General features: G+C 37.2%; 16 protein-coding genes. All 16 read right to left on the bottom strand.

Annotated elements, in window-relative coordinates:
• A partial coding sequence (locus JG29_RS00080; protein WP_045921949.1) for a DnaB-like helicase C-terminal domain-containing protein occupies window positions 1-978 on the bottom strand: 978 nt, incomplete at its 3' end.
• 191 nt (window positions 979-1,169) lie between these two features.
• Entirely contained in the window at window positions 1,170-1,895 is a 726-nt protein-coding gene (locus JG29_RS00075) for an LrgB family protein (protein ID WP_045921948.1), read from the bottom strand.
• Between the two features lie 3 nt (window positions 1,896-1,898).
• Window positions 1,899-2,342 (bottom strand): CidA/LrgA family protein, encoded by a 444-nt coding sequence (locus tag JG29_RS00070; protein WP_084232449.1) that lies wholly within the window; start codon window positions 2,340-2,342, stop codon window positions 1,899-1,901.
• 130 nt (window positions 2,343-2,472) lie between these two features.
• Window positions 2,473-3,201, bottom strand: coding sequence for a LytTR family transcriptional regulator DNA-binding domain-containing protein (locus JG29_RS00065; protein ID WP_045921947.1), 729 nt, complete (start codon window positions 3,199-3,201; stop codon window positions 2,473-2,475).
• Window positions 3,198-4,898, bottom strand: coding sequence for a LytS/YhcK type 5TM receptor domain-containing protein (locus tag JG29_RS00060; protein ID WP_045922659.1), 1,701 nt, complete (start codon window positions 4,896-4,898; stop codon window positions 3,198-3,200). The genes JG29_RS00065 and JG29_RS00060 overlap by 4 nt, the downstream gene beginning before the upstream one ends.
• 184 nt (window positions 4,899-5,082) lie before the next feature.
• Complete coding sequence (gene rplI, locus JG29_RS00055; RefSeq protein ID WP_045921946.1) at window positions 5,083-5,535, bottom strand: 50S ribosomal protein L9; 453 nt, start codon at window positions 5,533-5,535, stop codon at window positions 5,083-5,085.
• A 9-nt stretch (window positions 5,536-5,544) separates the two neighbouring features.
• A complete protein-coding gene (locus JG29_RS00050) occupies window positions 5,545-7,593 on the bottom strand; it encodes a DHH family phosphoesterase (protein WP_045921945.1) in 2,049 nt (682 codons plus the stop codon).
• 101 nt (window positions 7,594-7,694) lie between these two features.
• Complete coding sequence (gene rpsR, locus JG29_RS00045) at window positions 7,695-7,931, bottom strand: 30S ribosomal protein S18 (RefSeq protein ID WP_045921944.1); 237 nt, start codon at window positions 7,929-7,931, stop codon at window positions 7,695-7,697.
• 45 nt (window positions 7,932-7,976) lie between these two features.
• Window positions 7,977-8,456 (bottom strand): single-stranded DNA-binding protein, encoded by a 480-nt coding sequence (gene ssb / locus JG29_RS00040; RefSeq protein ID WP_045921943.1) that lies wholly within the window; start codon window positions 8,454-8,456, stop codon window positions 7,977-7,979.
• Window positions 8,457-8,493: 37 nt separating this feature from the next.
• The gene (gene rpsF, locus JG29_RS00035; RefSeq protein WP_045921942.1) at window positions 8,494-8,790 is read right to left on the bottom strand and encodes a 30S ribosomal protein S6; all 297 of its coding nucleotides are present in this window, start codon (window positions 8,788-8,790) and stop codon (window positions 8,494-8,496) included.
• Window positions 8,791-8,973: 183 nt separating this feature from the next.
• The gene (gene gyrA, locus JG29_RS00030) at window positions 8,974-11,442 is read right to left on the bottom strand and encodes a DNA gyrase subunit A (RefSeq protein WP_045921941.1); all 2,469 of its coding nucleotides are present in this window, start codon (window positions 11,440-11,442) and stop codon (window positions 8,974-8,976) included.
• 23 nt (window positions 11,443-11,465) lie between these two features.
• Window positions 11,466-13,427, bottom strand: a complete 1,962-nt coding sequence (gyrB, locus tag JG29_RS00025) for a DNA topoisomerase (ATP-hydrolyzing) subunit B (RefSeq protein WP_045921940.1) — start codon at window positions 13,425-13,427, stop codon at window positions 11,466-11,468.
• Window positions 13,424-14,530 carry a DNA replication/repair protein RecF gene (gene recF, locus JG29_RS00020; RefSeq protein WP_045921939.1) on the bottom strand — a complete coding sequence of 369 codons (1,107 nt, stop codon included), beginning with the start codon at window positions 14,528-14,530 and terminating at the stop codon, window positions 13,424-13,426. The genes gyrB and recF overlap by 4 nt, the downstream gene beginning before the upstream one ends.
• Window positions 14,530-14,736 (bottom strand): S4 domain-containing protein YaaA, encoded by a 207-nt coding sequence (gene yaaA / locus JG29_RS00015; RefSeq protein ID WP_045921938.1) that lies wholly within the window; start codon window positions 14,734-14,736, stop codon window positions 14,530-14,532. The genes recF and yaaA overlap by 1 nt, the downstream gene beginning before the upstream one ends.
• A gap of 250 nt (window positions 14,737-14,986) precedes the next feature.
• Complete coding sequence (gene dnaN, locus JG29_RS00010) at window positions 14,987-16,126, bottom strand: DNA polymerase III subunit beta (RefSeq protein WP_045921937.1); 1,140 nt, start codon at window positions 16,124-16,126, stop codon at window positions 14,987-14,989.
• Window positions 16,127-16,280: 154 nt separating this feature from the next.
• Window positions 16,281-17,630: a chromosomal replication initiator protein DnaA gene (dnaA, locus tag JG29_RS00005; RefSeq protein ID WP_045922658.1), complete on the bottom strand. Its 1,350-nt coding sequence runs from the start codon at window positions 17,628-17,630 to the stop codon at window positions 16,281-16,283.
• Window positions 17,631-17,639: the final 9 nt, after the last annotated feature.

The raw sequence follows: 17,639 nt of genomic DNA, 5'->3' as shown, positions 1-17,639 counted from the left end.
CAGCTGCAGATAATCAACAATAATTAATCCTAAATTACCCGTTTCTTTAGCTAACCGTCGGCATTTAGCCCGAATTTCTGCCATCTTAATTCCAGGCGTATCATCAATATAAATAGAAGTCCGCGATAAGATTCCGGTAGCTACGACTAAATTTTTCCATTCTTCATCGTTCAAATTGCCGGTCCGTAAATCGTTAGCATCAATACTTCCTTGAGCGCATAACAAACGACTAGCTAATTGTTCCGCTCCCATTTCTAAACTAAAAATCGCGACGGTCGTCGGCGTATGCACAGCAACATTTTCCGCAACATTCAAGGCAAAGGCTGTTTTCCCCACTCCTGGACGCGCTGCTAAAATAACTAATTCATCCGGATGTAAGCCCGCTGTTACTTTATCTAATTCTGCATATCCAGTTGACAAACCGGTGACACTGGAATCTTCCTGAGCTCGTTGATCAATATCTTCAATAGTAGCATTTAAAACGTCGCTAATCTTTTTAAAACCATTACCCGCTTGGTCTTCTCCCACATTCATAATTTGGCGCTCAGCAGCATCTAAAATGCTATTAACGTCATTATCTTGGTCTTCATAGCTCTGAGCTACGATATCAGTAGCAGTGGTAATTAAACGGCGTAATAAAGCCTTGTCAGCTACAATTTTTGCATAGTAGACTACATTGGCTGCTGTGGGTACAATACTTGCCAAATCAGCTAAATAGCTCACTCCGCCAATATCGTCTAATTGATTCTTATCATCTAAAGTATTTTTAACTGTTACGACATCAATCCCTTGATCAGCCTCATTCAGTTCCATCATGGCTGTAAAAATCAATTGATGGGCATGCTGATAAAAAGAATCTGCCGTAACATATTCTAAGGCTTCAATCAGTGCTTCTGGCCGCAATAAAATTGAGCCTAAAACTGACTGCTCGGCTTCTTTGTTGTTCGGCGGCACTCTTTGAATAAGATCATTATTCATTCCCTAAATCTCCCATTTCGACTATGCTTAATTTTAACATAGAAGCCAGGTCCAGATATAATCGCTGTTTAATTTTCATATTTCTTTCTCATTCATCTAACATTAACTGTAATTAAAACAATTATACAAAAAAGCGATATCGGCAAATTATCCTGATATCGCTCTAATTAATTTTTAAATTTAATTAGGAATTAAAGGCCCATAAAACTAGCAAATACTGGAACGGCTAAATTATCGATAACTCCGATTAAAACAACCGAAACAGCTGCCATCGCACCTTGAACGGATCCTAATTGTAAAGCAAAGGCTGAACCTACGGTGTGGCCGGCAGTACCCAAACCTAAACCTTCACCAACAGGATCTGATTCCAACCGGAACCATTTAACTAAATATTTACCTAAAGCATAAATGATAACAGCATTCAAAATGCAGGCCATCGCGGTAACAGCCGGGTTACCACCAACACCAGCGGATAACGGTAAAGCAATCGCGGTAGTAGCTGATTGACTAAGCATCGAAGCAACACCAACTCTGCTCAAACGAATCAGTTTTGCAACTCCGGTAATTGCAAATAGGGAAATAAAAGTACCAATTAACAAACCGAAGAAAATAACTACCCAATTCTTTTTAAAGACGTCATTACGTTTATATAGAGGAACCGCAAAAGCAATGGTAGCAGGATTTAAGAACCAGAAAATCAGATCGCCACCAGGTTTATAAGCCTGCGTATACATCTGAGCTGTTGTGACGTGGAACATCTTCGCCATAATAACCAAAACGATAATGCCCAAAACCATCGCTACAAACAAAGGCTGTGTTAAAAAGAAGCCCTTAGTCTTTTTAAAAAGATATTCTCCAATTTCATAAACCACTAATGACAAAAATACTCCAAATAACGGATTAGATAAAAAATGCATGACCTATTTTCCCCCTTTAGAAACTGAATTATCGTCAGTGACTGTCATATCTTGATGAGTTATTTTATTTTTAACCCAATTCAGAATCCGGGTAGTGTAAGCTGTTACTACCAATAAGATTATTGTTGCAATTAAAATAACAATAACTAATTGCACTCCTTCTTCCCGCATGATTTTAAGATTACCAGCTAATGAAATACCTGACGGAACAAACAAAAAGCCAATCAAACCAATCATTGCTGCTCCAAAGGAATCTACCCATTCTACTTTAATAATCTTGAAAGTAAGTAATAGGTATAAAAGTACCAAACCGATTACGGGAGTCGGCAAAGGAAAAGATTTCGGCATTGAATCTGAAATAAACTGTGATACAAATAAAATTGCTGCATAAATTAACATTTGAATCAACAGTGGTGCATCTTTTGCACTTTCTTTTGTTTTATCCATTATTTCTTCCTCCTTAGAGAATTCTTTAATCGCTTTCATTTTAAAGTAAATAATTAGTTTGCGGTCATTTAAAGTCTTAGTTGCAATAATCGCTTGCTTAACTACCAAAAAAAGCTGCTCAATTACATTTCTAAACTTCTAATCGTTGCTTTAAATCTTTTTGATAAGAGCGACCCACATGAATCTTATCATTATTATTCATAACTAAAATAGTTGTATGGTTAAACCAGGGCTGAACTTCTTTGACAGCTTCCAAATTAACCAAAGAATTACGGTGTACTTGAACAAAGTTAGCCTCTGTTAACCGACTTTTGATCCAACTGAGGGTATTTTTGGTTTGATAGCGGTTGGTTTTCGTAGTAATTGTCAAAATACCGTTATTAACAGTGGCGGAGATGAGATTATCTTTTTTAATCACAACGTCACGATCATCCAGTTCAATGGCTAAAAGATTTTTTAACGGCTTTTGGGCAGCAGCCTTTTTTTCACCTAAGGCCCGGATCGCTTTGCCTAAAGCCTGATCAACACGTTTTTGTTCAAAGGGTTTTAAAATATAATCTACTGCATCTACATTAAAGGCTTTAACTGCGAATTCATCAAAAGCAGTGGCAAAAATAAGTAACGGTGCTTTGGGTAATTTATATAATTGCTGGGCTAAATCAAAGCCATTTTCGTCATTTAAAGAAATATCCAAAAAAATAATATCTATTTGTTCTTTAATTAAAATCTCCAAACCATGGTTAATGTCTTCACTTTGAAAGATTTCCAATTGGTAGTCTTTTAAACGGGGACTTTGTTCAATCAAATAAGTTAATTCTGAGCGCGCTAATTTTTCATCGTCAACAACTAAAATTTTCATGATGACAATTCCTCCTTTTCAAACTGCCAGGGGATTAAAACAGTAAAACTAGTACCTTGATGACTGGAATTAATTTTAATCTGACTAATACTACCATAAAGTCCTATCAGGCGGCGATTCAAATTATAAAGAGCAGTTCCAGTACCGTTGGTTTGCTTAATCGGCTTCTTTAAAAGCTGTGACAGGATCTGTTGTTTAATTCCCATGCCCTTATCTTGAACACTAATTTGAAAATAGTCATGATTATAGGCTTTAATTGTTAAAAAAATCTTTTTGCCACCCTTTTGGCCTTTAAATGCATGATGCACCGCATTTTCTACAAAAATCTGCAGACAAAAGGCTGGAATTAAAACCTGCGGTGAAACTTCAATTTGATATTCTAAGTGAAAACGATCCGGAAACCGCAGGTTTTCTAAATTCATATAGGCGTCAACATGTTCTTTCTCATTTTTTAAACTCACTTCTTTTTCTTGCCCATTTTTTAAACTGGAGCGAAAAAAGACACTTAACTGCATTACCGCCATCCGTGCTTTTTCGACATCAACCCGCATCAAAGCAGCAATAGTATTCAAAGCATTAAAGAAAAAATGGGGGCTGATTTGTCCCTGCAAAGCTCGAATTTCTGCCTCTTTAATCAGCGAAGATTGTTCTTCAGCAATACCAATGGCCAATTGCCCAGAAAAAATTGTACCTAAACCATCAACTAAGTTCTTTTCGACCACGGTCAACTTTTCTGGATCTGTGAAATAAACTTTCAAAGCACCAATAGTTTGTTGATTAACTTGTAACGGCACCACAATAGCTGCCGCTAATGGACAATTAGCATGAGGACACCCAATTTCTCCCTTGGAATAAGCGAGACGCTTTTTACCAGTTAAAATAACTGTTTTGGAAAGATCAGTTAAAACCGGTTCAGTAGCAATATGATGATCCGCTCCAGCGCCTACATGTGCTAAGACGTTGACTTTATCAGTAATTCCTACTGCATCAAAATTGGTATATTTTTTAATAATTTCGCAGACATGTTTGGCGGAATTTAGATCTAATCCCTTCCGAAAATAAGGCAGGGTTTTATTAGTTAATTCTAAAACATCCTTAGTCTGAACTGCCCGTAATTGGCGCTCATTGGACATATAAGTCTTTAAAATTTCAATAAACAAACAAGAACCAACTGTATTTAATAATCCCATTGGAATAATAATTAATTTTACCAAATCAAAACCTCTAAATATACCGATAAAGGTCATTTGAATCAATTCCGCCGCCAATCCTAAAATACCTACCCAAAAAATATCCGGGTACAGTTGTTTGCCACGCACACGATCACCAATTTTGCCTACTAAAAAGCCAATCAAAACTGAGCTGATTATGTAAAAAGAATCAGAAAAATTACTAAAAATAAACCGATGCAACCCCCCTATCAATCCTACCAGCATTCCAACTCCGGCTCCACCAGTCAAACTAGCAGTAGTAATTACTAAAGTTCTCGTATTAGCTATAGAATAAGACTGCGATAGTTTAGTAATAATAATGGGCATTATTACTTCTTTGGAATTAGTAATTTCTACCCCTGTTAAATTCGAGATAATCACAAAAATAGAAAAAATTACAACTAGCCAAAATTGCGATTTGTGGGTTCTTTTTTTAATTAAATTACGAAAAAAACTCGTATTAACCAATAAAAAAGCTAAAATCATAATAAAACCCAAACGCTCGGCTAATAAAATCAGTAAATTGAACAATCTCAATGACTCCTTATCCAGGGATAAATAATTAGTTCTTCTTCTTAATTATACAAAGATTTTAGCAACTTTACCCAATAAAAAAAGCGCAGTGAAAGTTTCACTTTCATCACGCGGTTATCTAATAAAATTAAGATTGTTATTTTTCAGTGACATGAACCCGAATTTTTGCTTCTACACCAGGAAATAATTTGACCGGGACATTAGTGTAACCAAGAACTTTAATCGGTTCTGGTAAAACTAATTTGCGTTTATCGATTTCAAGATTATATTGTTGCGCTAAAGCTGTTGTAATCTGTTTGCTAGGAATAGAACCAAATAAGCGACTATCAGTTCCGGCTTTAGAATGCAGTTCAACCACTGTGTCATCTTTTTCTAAAAAATTCTTAATCATTTCTGCATTAGCATATTCTTCATCTTTTTCCCGTTGTTCTGCTGCTTTTTGTGCATTTAAAGCCCGTAGTGCGGCAGCGGTTGCCTTTTTAGCTTTGCCATTTTTAATCAAAAAATTTTGGGCATAACCATCAGCTACTTCTTTAACTTCGCCGCGCTTGCCACGACCTCGTACATCTTGAGTAAAGATTACTCGCATAATAACCTCCTATTTCTTATCATCACTGGCTGTTACTGTACTTTTATTTTCCACTTTTTGCTGAATAATTGCAATCAATTGTTTTTTAGCTTGCGCAATAGTTATATCTGTTAATTGTGTGGCGGCATTAGACAAATGACCGCCGCCGCCCATTTCTTCCATAATCAATTGAACATTAAAATCACCCAAACTACGAGCAGAAATAGCAATTTTACCGTCACTACGCTTAGTAATTACAAAGGAAGCTTCAATATTATTCAAAGATAGTAAAGTATCAGCGGCTTGGGCCGCAATAACCGAATCATAATTTTGTTCTTCTTCTCCGGTACATAAAGCAATATGTGGCGTAATCATTTCTACGGTATCGATTAAGTGACTACGTTGAATATAAGAATCAACATTTTCTTTGAGCAGATTTTGGACCAAAGTCCCATCTGCCCCCATGGAGCGTAAATAACTGGCAGCATCAAAAGTTCGTGTTCCCGCCCGCATAGTGAAAGAATGGGTATCCACCGAAATTCCGGCTAACATGGCTGTTGCTTCTAAGCGGTTCAAAGAAGCACTGGATTGTGGCTGATATTCCAGCATTTCCGTAATCAATTCACAGGCTGAAGAAGCATAAGGCTCAATATAAGTTAACAAAGGATTGGCAGGAAATTCTTCACCACGGCGATGATGATCAATAACCACTATATGATCGGCCAACTTTTGGCATAGTTGTGGACTCATGGAAATAGAAGGCTTAGAAGTATCAACTAAAATTAGCATACTTTCACTAGCTGCTTGTTCCAAAGCGGTAGCTGGAGAAATAATATCAGCCTGCAAGTCATCATCTTGATCAATCAATTTTAATAGACGCCCAATATCAGTATGAATATTGCGCCTTTCGACCACAATATGACATTTCTTATGATTCATCTGGGCAATCCGATGAATTCCCAAACAAGACCCCAAAGCGTCCATATCCGGATTAGCATGTCCCATTACATAAACATCTTTAGTTTGATTAAATAATTCTCTTAACGCTTGGCTAATCATTCGTGCCCGAACACGTGTTCTTTTTTCCATAGGGTTCGTATTTCCGCCATAAAAACGCGCCCGCTCATCCACTTTTTTCACAACTGCCTGATCGCCACCGCGACCTAAAGCCAAATCCAAATTCTTTTGCGCATCACGGGCTAATTCTCCTAAATCATCTTTCCCGTAGGCAAAACCCATGCTCAAAGTTAAAGGATAATTCTTTTTAGAAGTATCACGACGAATTTTATCCAGAATAGCAAATTTATCCTCTTCAATCTGTTTTAATGAGTGCACGTAAGCAATCACAATAAATTGATCATCACTAACACGTTTGATGAACATCGCATTATTTTTAGCCCAGTCAGTTAACTGATTAGTAATATAATTAATTAAATTAGATTGTTCACGATCATCAATAGTCTGAGTAACCTCATCGTAGTTATCTAAAAAAATTTGACCAATAGCAATTTTTTCAGCTTCATATTGCTTTTGAATTTGCATATAAACAGTAACATCTAACAAGTAAATGACCCGTAAATCTACTTGAACATAAGCACGAAAACTTGTCTGATTAATATTGATGATACGAATATTGTCAGAAGCCTGAGTTTGATTTTGTGCTTGAATGAGCTGCTCCAATTGCGGATCAATGGCTGCTAAGTCTTTTCCAATTAAGTCTTGCTTTCCAAAATAATTTTGTAATTTGGGATTTACCCATTGGACTGTATGTTCCTCATTATTACTATAAAGCAATAAACCAATCGGAATATTAATTAAAGCTTCTTGTTCACCGCGATCTTCTCGAAAAGAGAGATCATCCAAATATTTTGCCGTTTGCTTTTCCAGTTTTGTAAAAGCAAAATAAAAAATTCCGACAGTTACACCTAGTACCAAAATCTCTCCCAGAGCTAGCAACGGACGAACGGCAAAACTAATAATTATTAATAAAATAGCTAAAACTACAACAACTAATAAGCTTAATTTTAACGGCCAACTCCAAGCCCAAATGCTTCTATTGGCCATTTTATTCTTATCCATAGTCTCCTCTTTTTTTAATGGAACATGCTTTCATTTTAACATATTTATCATGATAAGCGAAAAAAGCCCGCCATTTGGCGGACCTATCTTTTTAAGCTTTATTAGTCTTCAGCAACAAAAGGTAAAAGACCCATGATACGAGCCCGTTTAATTGCAATTGTTAACCGACGTTGATTTTTAGCACCAGTTCCGGTAACACGGCGAGGTAAAATTTTACCTCGTTCGGAAATAAAGCGTTTCAATAAATCTGTATCTTTATAATCTATATAATCAATATGGTTGGCAGCGATAAAATCAACTTTACGGCGGCGACGACCACCACGACGTTGTTGTGGCATAACTTATTCTCCTTTCCTAACTAAAACAGCACATTATCTGTAATATTAAAATGGTAAATCATCATCAGAAATATCAATTGACTGGGTATTATCAGCAAATGGATCCTCATTAGCAACAGTATTATTAGCTGCTGGCTGAGCCGGTCCATTGGAATGATTATTATTCGGGATATTATTATTTTGAGAAGGATGGTTGTTGTTAGCAGATTTCGGCTCTAATAAAGCAAAATTTTCTACTACTACTTCAGTTACATAGACACGTTGCCCCTGTTGATTTTCATAATTACGGGTCTGAATCCGGCCATCAATTCCCACCAGAGAACCTTTATGCGTAAAATTAGAAAAATTTTCTGCAGCTTTACGCCAAATTACGCAATTAATAAAATCTGCTTCCCGTTCTCCATTAGCATTGGTAAATTGCCGGTTCACGGCCACTGTAAAAGTTGCCACTGCAGTTCCATTAGCAGTATAGCGTAAATCAACATCACGAGTTAATCTGCCCACTAACACACTTCTATTAATCATTTATTAATTCTCCCTCAAATTGTTTCACATGAAACAACTAGTCTTCGCGTCTAATAATCATATGACGAAGAATACTATCATCAATCTTAGCAAGACGATCAAATTCATTGATAGCAGTTTGCTCAGAAACTTTGACATTAATAATGTGGTAGGTACCTTCATTATAACCGCCGATTTCATAAGCAAAACGCCGTTTTTGCCAGTCCTTAGAATCAACGACTTCTGCGCCGTTATCCTTCAGCACCTTATCAAAACGTTCAATTAAAGCTTTTTTATCTTCTTCAGCAATGTCAGGCTTAATGATATAAGTGATTTCATAATGCACTTGAGCCATAATTGCACCTCCTTTTGGACTAATGGAAAATGACTAAAGTATCATTTTCAAGGAGTATTTAACTTCTCTTAAGTTTAATACTCACAAGCTGTAAGTTTAGCATTTTTTTAGAAAAATATCCAGATAAAAAGCTTTTTGCCATAATTATTTTCCGCACACTTTAAATTAGGCAAAAAGCTTTAATTATTCTTTTTCTGCACTATCATTTTGTTCATGATCAACTTTAGCCATAGTAGAAACCTGTTCGGCATCATTTATCTTGATCAAACGTACACCCATTGTTGCGCGTTTAGTTTGAGATACATTGGCCACTTCAAATCTGATCATGACACCATTACTGGTAATAACCATAATATCTTCGTCGCCTTTCACCGTGGTAATACCGGCCAAAGGTCCATTTTTAGCAGTAATATTAGCAGTTTTAATACCTTTGCCGCCACGACCCTTAATTGGATACTCACTAGCGGCAGTCCGTTTGCCATAACCTTGCTCGGAAATTACCAGGACTTCACTTTGTGCTGCTAAAATATCAGAACCGACAACATAATCCTGATCACGTAAACGAATTCCCCGCACGCCGGCAGCAGTTCGTCCCATAACTCGCACTTCAGTTTCTTTAAAGGTAACTGCATAACCCAAATGTGTTCCAATTAAAATATTTTGCTGACCATCGGTGAGCAAGACATTGTCCAAAGAATCATCGGCTTTTAAAGTTATTGCCCGCAACCCATTTTTGCGAATATTTTGAAATTCTTCTAATTTAGTACGTTTTACCGTACCTAGGCGGGTGACAAAAAACAGATATTTTGCTAAAGAGGACTCCTGCTCTGGATTACGTTTAATATGCACTACCGCTTGTACCCGTTCATCATTATCAATTCCTAAAAGATTAATAATAGGAATTCCTTTAGCACTGCGGCCGTATTCCGGTATTTCGTAACCTTTAGAATGATAAATTTTTCCAGAATTAGTAAAGAAAAGTAAATCATCATGTGTGGACGTATAAATCAAGTGTTCAATAAAGTCATCATTATTTACGCCCATGCCCTTAATACCGCGGCCACCACGATTTTGCACTTTAAACTCATCAGCGGCCAATCTTTTAATATATCCATTATGAGTTAATACTACGAGCACATTCTCTTCTTCAATGAGGTCTTCATCTTCTAAGCTTAAAACCTCACCTACTAATAATTCTGTCCGCCGCTTGTCACCATACTTATCTTTAATTTCTACTAATTCTTCATAAATAATCTGATCAATTCGTTGCGGTTTAGCCAAAATATCTTGATAATCTTTAATTTTAGCTATTAATTCCTGATATTCAGCTTCAATTTTATCCCGTTCTAAACCTGTTAAGCGTACCATACGCATATCCAAAATGGCTTGGGCTTGTTTATCAGATAATTCAAATTGAGTTATTAAAGAACTTTTGGCTATTTCTGCAGTTTTAGAATTACGAATAATATTAATAATAGCGTCAATATGATCCAGCGCAATCCGTAAACCTTCTAAAATATGAGCCCGATTTTTCGCCTTTTGGAGATCAAATTCCGTCCGGCGGCGAATCACTTGTTCTTGGTGCTCTAAATAATATTGTAAAATCTCTTTGAGCGACAAAACTTTCGGTGCACCATTGACAATAGCTACCATATTAAAACCGAAAGAAGTCTGTAAAGCTGTTAACTTATACAAATTATTTAAGACCACTTCGGCACTCATATCCCGTCGGATATCAATTGTAATCCGCATTCCCGTACGATCGGATTCATCAATTAAATTAGTAATGCCCTCAATTCGATGATCACGGGCTAATTCGGCAATTCTTTCAATTAATTTGGCCTTATTAACCATATAAGGCAATTCCGAAACAATAATACGTTCGCGCCCATTTTTTTGAGTTTCAATATCGACTTTGGCCCGCAAAGTAATAGTTCCCTGGCCTGTTTCATAAGCACGTTTAATTCCAGATTTACCCATTACTACGCCGCCGGTAGGAAAGTCAGGTCCGGGAATAGCTTGCATTAATTCTGCAGTGGTAATCTCAGGATTTTTCATCAAAAGATGAATCCCATCAACTACTTCACGTAAGTTATGAGGCGGGATATTAGTTGTCATTCCGACTGCAATACCAGTCGCACCATTCACTAACAGATTAGGAAAACGTGCCGGCAAGACTTTAGGTTCTTTTTCCGTACCGTCATAGTTCTCCATAAAATCAACAGTATCTTTATTAATATCGCGCAACATTTCTGTCGCAATTTTACTCATGCGCGCTTCAGTATAACGCATGGCAGCGGCTGAATCGCCGTCAACTGATCCAAAATTGCCGTGGCCATCAACCAAAACATAGCGATAACTAAATTTTTGGGCCATGCGGACCATTGATTCATAGATCGCAGAATCACCATGGGGGTGAAATTTTCCCATAACATCACCCACAATTCGGGCTGATTTTTTATAAGGTTTATCAGGTGTTACTCCTAATTCATTCATTCCATACAAAATACGACGATGAACCGGCTTTAAACCATCACGTACATCCGGCAAAGCCCGCGCTACAATCACACTCATCGCATAATCTAGAAATGAACTGCGCATTGTTTTACTTAAATCAACCGTTTGAATTCGGTGATCATTAGTCTCACTCATTTACTTACCCGCTCCTTTCTAGATTACAAATCTAATTCTGCATAGCGGGCATTTTTTTCAATAAAGGCCCGCCGCGGTGCTACTTTATCTCCCATCAACATGGAGAATACCCGATCAGCATCAGCTGCATCATCGCCACTTACTCGATCCAACCGACGGTTTTCCGGATTCATAGTCGTATCCCACAACTGTTCCGCATCCATTTCTCCTAAACCTTTATAACGCTGAATTACCGGTTTAGGACTCGGTTGTAAAGTCACCATCACATTTTTGAGTTCTTCATCTGAATCTATATAACGAATCATTTTACCTTGACGTACCTGATAAAGCGGCGGCTTAGCGATATAAACATAGCCGGCATCTAAAATCGGACGCATATAACGATAAATTAAAGTTAACAACAAAGTACGAATATGAGCCCCGTCCACATCAGCATCAGTCATAATAATTAGTTTATGATAACGGGCCTTTGTTACATCAAAATCCTCACCAAAACCGGTCCCCATAGCTGTAAACAAAGTTCGAATTTCATCATTGGCCAAAATACGATCCATGGAAGCTTTCTCAACATTTAAAATTTTACCTCTAATCGGTAAAATCGCTTGTGTGAGACGCGAACGGCCTTCTTTAGCAGAACCGCCGGCAGAGTCACCTTCGACAATAAATAATTCAGAAATTTCCGGATCCTTGCTGGTATTATCAGCCAGTTTTCCCGGTAAATTGCTAATCTCTAAACCAGACTTTTTCCTGGTAACTTCCCGGGCACGTCTAGCAGCCACACGCGCACGCGAAGCCAACATTCCTTTTTCCACGATTTGCCGCGCTTCATTTGGATTTTCTAATAAAAACTTATTAAAATGCTCTGAAAACATCCGATCAGTAACGGTTCGAGCATCAGAATTTCCTAATTTGGTTTTAGTTTGACCTTCAAATTGCGGATCTGGATGTTTAATGCTGACAACTGCCGTCATTCCCTCACGGACATCATCTCCAGAAAGTTTTTCACTTTCCTTTAAAAGATTATTGCGATGACCATAATCATTAATTACCCGGGTTAAAGCTGCCTTAAATCCAGCTTCATGAGTTCCGCCTTCATACGTATGAATGTTATTAGCAAAAGTTAATAAATTAGAATGAAAATCATCCGTATATTGCAGAGCTACTTCGACTGTAATACCATTTTGCATGCCTTCTACATAAATTGGTTCCGGAAAAATAACATTTTTATTTTCATTCAAATATTCCACATAGCTTTTAATACCACCGACATAGTGAAATTCTTTCTTTTCAGCGGTTTCTTGGCGTTTATCAGTTAAAGTTAACTTCAAGCCTTTATTTAAAAAAGCTAGTTCCCGAATCCGTGTCTCCAAAGTATGATCATCATAAACAGTTGTTTCAGTAAAAATATCTGGATCCGGTTTGAAATGAACTTTAGTTCCATGCTCATGTGCATCAACATCGCCAATAATTTTCATGGGAGTTTTTACTTTTCCACGCGTAAAATCCATATAATAACGATGACCATTGCGTCGTACTTCCACATCAAGGCTTGTGCTCAAAGCATTAACAACAGAAGCTCCTACACCGTGCAATCCACCGGAAACTTTATAGCCGCCACCGCCGAATTTTCCGCCAGCATGTAAAACATTAAACACGGTTTCTAAAGCCGGCCGACCGGTTTTCGCTTGAATATCTACCGGAATTCCCCGACCATTATCAGTCACGGTTATACTGTTATCAGGTTGGACTTCAACATTTATTTCATTCGCAAAACCGGCTAAAGCTTCATCAATTCCGTTATCAATAATTTCCCAGACTAGATGATGCAATCCTTGCACGCTTGTAGATCCAATATACATTCCCGGACGCTTACGCACTGCTTCTAATCCTGAAAGTACTTGAATTTGACTTGCGTCATATTCTTGGGCTCGTTGAGCTAAAGTCTCACCCTTTGCTTTTGATGCGTCTACATCATGCTCGCTCATATTATTCCTCCAGCCTTAATTGTAAATATTTTAGGTGCACTAATAACTGATAAATCAACATTATCTAAACTTGTAGTGGTAATAAAGGTTTGAATACGATCTTGAATTGTTTGCAACAAATGGGTTTGCCGAAATTGATCTAATTCGGATAAAACATCATCCAATAATAAAATTGGATAATCACCTACAGCTTCTTGAAAAAAATCCAGTTCCGCTAATTTCAAACTGAGAACCGCAGTTCGTTGTTGGCCTTGTGAGCCAAACTTTTGTAAATCATTACCATTAACTAAAAAATGAAAATCATCCCGATGCGGTCCTACGCTAGTAGAACCAACGAAAATATCATGCTGTTTTTGTCGCTGCAGCTGTTGTAATAAATTTTGATAAATTTTTTCGACGGTCAACTCTTTTTCCTTAACCGCGGTTTGATAATCGAGAACAATTTGTTCCTGACCCCCAGTAATTTGTGAGTGTAACGGTTGCAAAAATTGCTGCAGTTGCTGTAAAAAATGCTGCCGGGCAAAAATTACCGCCGCACCATAACCGGCTAGTTGATCAGAAATGACATCAAGATATACTTCATCATGAACTTGTTTTTTTTGCAGTTGCTTCAAATAATTATTTCTTTGCTTCAAGACTTGGCGATAGCGGGAACTATTGACCAAGTAAGCTCGATTAATCTGACCCAATTCCATATCAATGAAGCGTCGTCGAATATTAGGTGCACCCTTAACTAAGTCTAAATTTTCCGGAGAAAATAAGACAACGTTGAGTTTACCAACATATGAGGACAACTTCTTTTGTTCTAGATGGTTTAAAGAAGCCTTTTTGCCTGCTTGCCTGAGCAAAAGTTCCAGAGTTAAATGTGAGCCTTGGCGTTGGACTTGTCCGGTTATTTTACCAAAATCCTGCCCCCATTTAATCAACTCTTGGTTATTATTAGTCCGATGTGAACGCACTAGAGCCAAAACATAGATAGCTTCTAATAAATTAGTCTTTCCTTGAGCATTTTGACCCAGAAATATATTCGTCTGCGGTGAAAATTTCAAATTCAAATGAGCATAATTACGAAAATTTCGTAATGCAAGAGCCTGCAAATACATTAGATAATCTGCAAAATTTGTTGTGATTCCAACTGAACTTTATCTCCGGGGTAGAGCTTTTTTCCCCGCTGTTTTTCCGGGGTTCCGTTTACAAGCACCTTATTTTCTTGTAAATACCACTTAGCTTGTCCGCCAGTACTGATAATTCCAGCCTCTTTTAACGCTTGAGTTAAAGTAATATAACTTTTTTGTATTTTGATTTCCATCGCTATTATCATCCCACTCTCAAGTCTGCAACAATACTAATTATAGCGCTTTTTATGTTAGAACGCAATTATAGCCGATTTCAGAGATTTTACCTATTTTGGTTAAAAAAGACTAAAAAAAATTACTAGCCTCCAGCAGCAATTATTAAGCGCAAAATTCCACACTCCTTTTCTTCGTTTTTACAATGTTTTAACTAAAAAATGGTGTACCTATAAAGGACACCATTTTGATTACGCTAATTTAAAAAGCCTAAAAAGTTCGAACTGGAGTAATTAATTGGATAAAGTTTTCCATATCACTGGTCGGTTTTAAAGTAAAAGGATGCAAAGGAGCTGTAAATTCTAAACGGAGTCTGGTATCACCTAAAGCCCGCAAAGCATCCTTCAAATAATCCGGATTGAATGCAATTTCCAAATCTTCTCCGGTCAGCGATAATGGTTGTAAATCTTCTTCCACAGTCCCTACTTCTGGAGAGTTGCCGTAGATGGTAGCTTTTTTGGTGGCCTTTTCGATTACCAGGCGGACAACATTATTGCGACCAGCATGTGCTAATAAAGAAGCTCTTTCCACTGAATCTAATAAAGTTTTAGCTTCGAATTCCAGTTGAGTCGAAGATTCTTGCGGAATTAACCGATCAGTGGCCGGATAATTTCCTTCCAACAAGCGTGAATAAAATAAGGTTTGCGCAAATTCAAATAAAATTTGATTTTCAGAAATAGAAATTTTGACATCCTGTTCACTATCTCGAAAACTGCGGACCAATTCGACTAAACTTTTAGCCGGAATTACAATATCATAATTATTTTGACTTTGATTATTAATGGTCACCTTTCTTTGCGCTAAACGATGACTGTCAGTAGCCACAGCTAAGAGTTCATTGCCAGTAATTTTTAGATGTAAGCCGGTTAAAATAGGACGATTCTCCTGCGTGGAGGCGCTAAAGACTGTTTCGTTAACCAATTGATGTAAAATTTCGGCTGCAATAGTTAGCTGATCGTTATTTTCCACTTCCGGTAAATGCGGATAATTGTTGGCATCCAAACCATTAAGAGTAAATTCTGAATTGCCGGAAGTAATTAAAGTTTGATTATTTTCAATAATTTCTAAGGTAAATTTTTCTCCAGGTAATTTTTTGATAATTTCGTTAAAAAAGCGGGCTGGTAAAACTATGGCCCCTAATGAAGCAATTTCTAACTCGTTATCTTCATTATCCTGTGCTATTAAATTTTGAACAGAAATATCAACATTACTGCCGGTGACGATAAGACCTTGTTGGGTTGCTACTAATTTCATACCTGTCAGAATAGGAATGGTGGTTTTAGAAGAAATAGCGCGTTGGACATTATTAATTTGATTGATAAATTGATTACGATTGATAGTAAATTTCATAGTTTAACTCCTTATTTATTAATAATAATATTAGTAGTAATAGTAGTAGGTCTTGTTGATTCTGTGAATTGCTCTTACAGGACTAGTTTTAGTCTACTTTAAATTGTGGATAAACTGTTAATAAAAACCGTTAATAACTATAAAGTTTTCCCCATTAACTTTTGAGGCTAGCTTTGAGGTTGGTAACATCATGCTGGATTGTTAAGTCGGTTTCTAATAAATTAGCAATTTTATCGCAGGAATGCAGTACGGTAGTATGATCTTTACCACCAAAATCTTGCCCTATTTTCGGTAAGGAGCTGTCTGTCAGTTCACGAGCTAAATACATAGCAATTTGCCGTGGTAAGACAATAGTTTTGTTCCGGCGTTTTCCTTTGAGATCTTCGACAGTAACTTTATAGTATTTAGCTACTTGCGTTTGAATTTTGTCAATTGTCAAACCGGCCTGGTGTTTAGATTCTTTCAGATCTTTTAAAGCTTCGGCAGCCAAACTAATAGTAATATCAGCATTGTTCATTGTGGAATAGGCTTGTACACGAACCAGAGCTCCCTCTAATTCGCGGACATTACTATCAATTTGACTGGCAATATAAGAAAGGGCATCGTCGGGAATTTCGAGATTTTCGGCGATGGCTTTTTTTCTTAAAATTGCTGTCCGTGTCTCTAAATCCGGGGCTGTAATATCGACCGAAAGCCCCCATTTAAACCGTGATACTAAACGCTCTTGCAGCTTCGGAATTTCATTGGGTAAACGATCAGAAGTTAAGACAATTTGTTTTTTAGTATTATAAAGGGTATTAAAAGTATGGAAAAATTCCTCTTGAGTGCCTTCTTTATCGGCAAAAAACTGAATATCATCGACTAATAGGAGGTCTACAGTCCGGTATTCATTGCGGAAATTTTCCTGAGTACGATTTTGAATAGAATTAATAAAATCATTAGCGAAAGATTCACTGGAAATGTATTTTACGTTAGCTTGCGGATTGCGATCTAAAAGCCGATGGCCAATGGCCTGCATTAAATGCGTTTTGCCCAGACCCACGCCACCGTAAATAAATAACGGATTATACATGGTTCCAGGTTCTTCAGAAACGACCAAAGCAGCGGCATGAGCCATTTGATTTCCTGATCCGGTAACAAAAGAATCAAAAGTATATTTACTATTCAAATGGGCTGCTTCTAAGGGCGTTTTTTGCGCAGAAGCAGGCTGATTAGTAGTTTGAGTGGCTGGCATTGTCTGTTTTTTAACTTCTGATTGTAAAAGGACCACTGGCACAATTTCTTGATTGCCATATTCGTAAGCAGCCTCAACAACTTTAGTGCTGATATTACGTTCCCAATAATCTTTATGTAAAGCTGAAGGAACGGCAATGTAAATTTTTTGATTTTCTAATTTTAATGGCTGAGCACTTTCAATCCAAGTTTGATAACTGACAGCAGCAAATTCTTGTTGAAACTTTTTCTGGAGAAAAGCCCAAAAAGAGTCCAATTCTTCATTTGTAATTTCCGACAC

Origin of the sequence: Bombilactobacillus mellis (assembly GCF_000967245.1) — a bacterium.
Taxonomy (GTDB): Bacteria; Bacillota; Bacilli; order Lactobacillales; family Lactobacillaceae; genus Bombilactobacillus; species Bombilactobacillus mellis.
The sequence above is the reverse complement of the archived record's forward strand: the minus strand, read 5'-3'. Positions and strand labels throughout refer to the sequence as shown.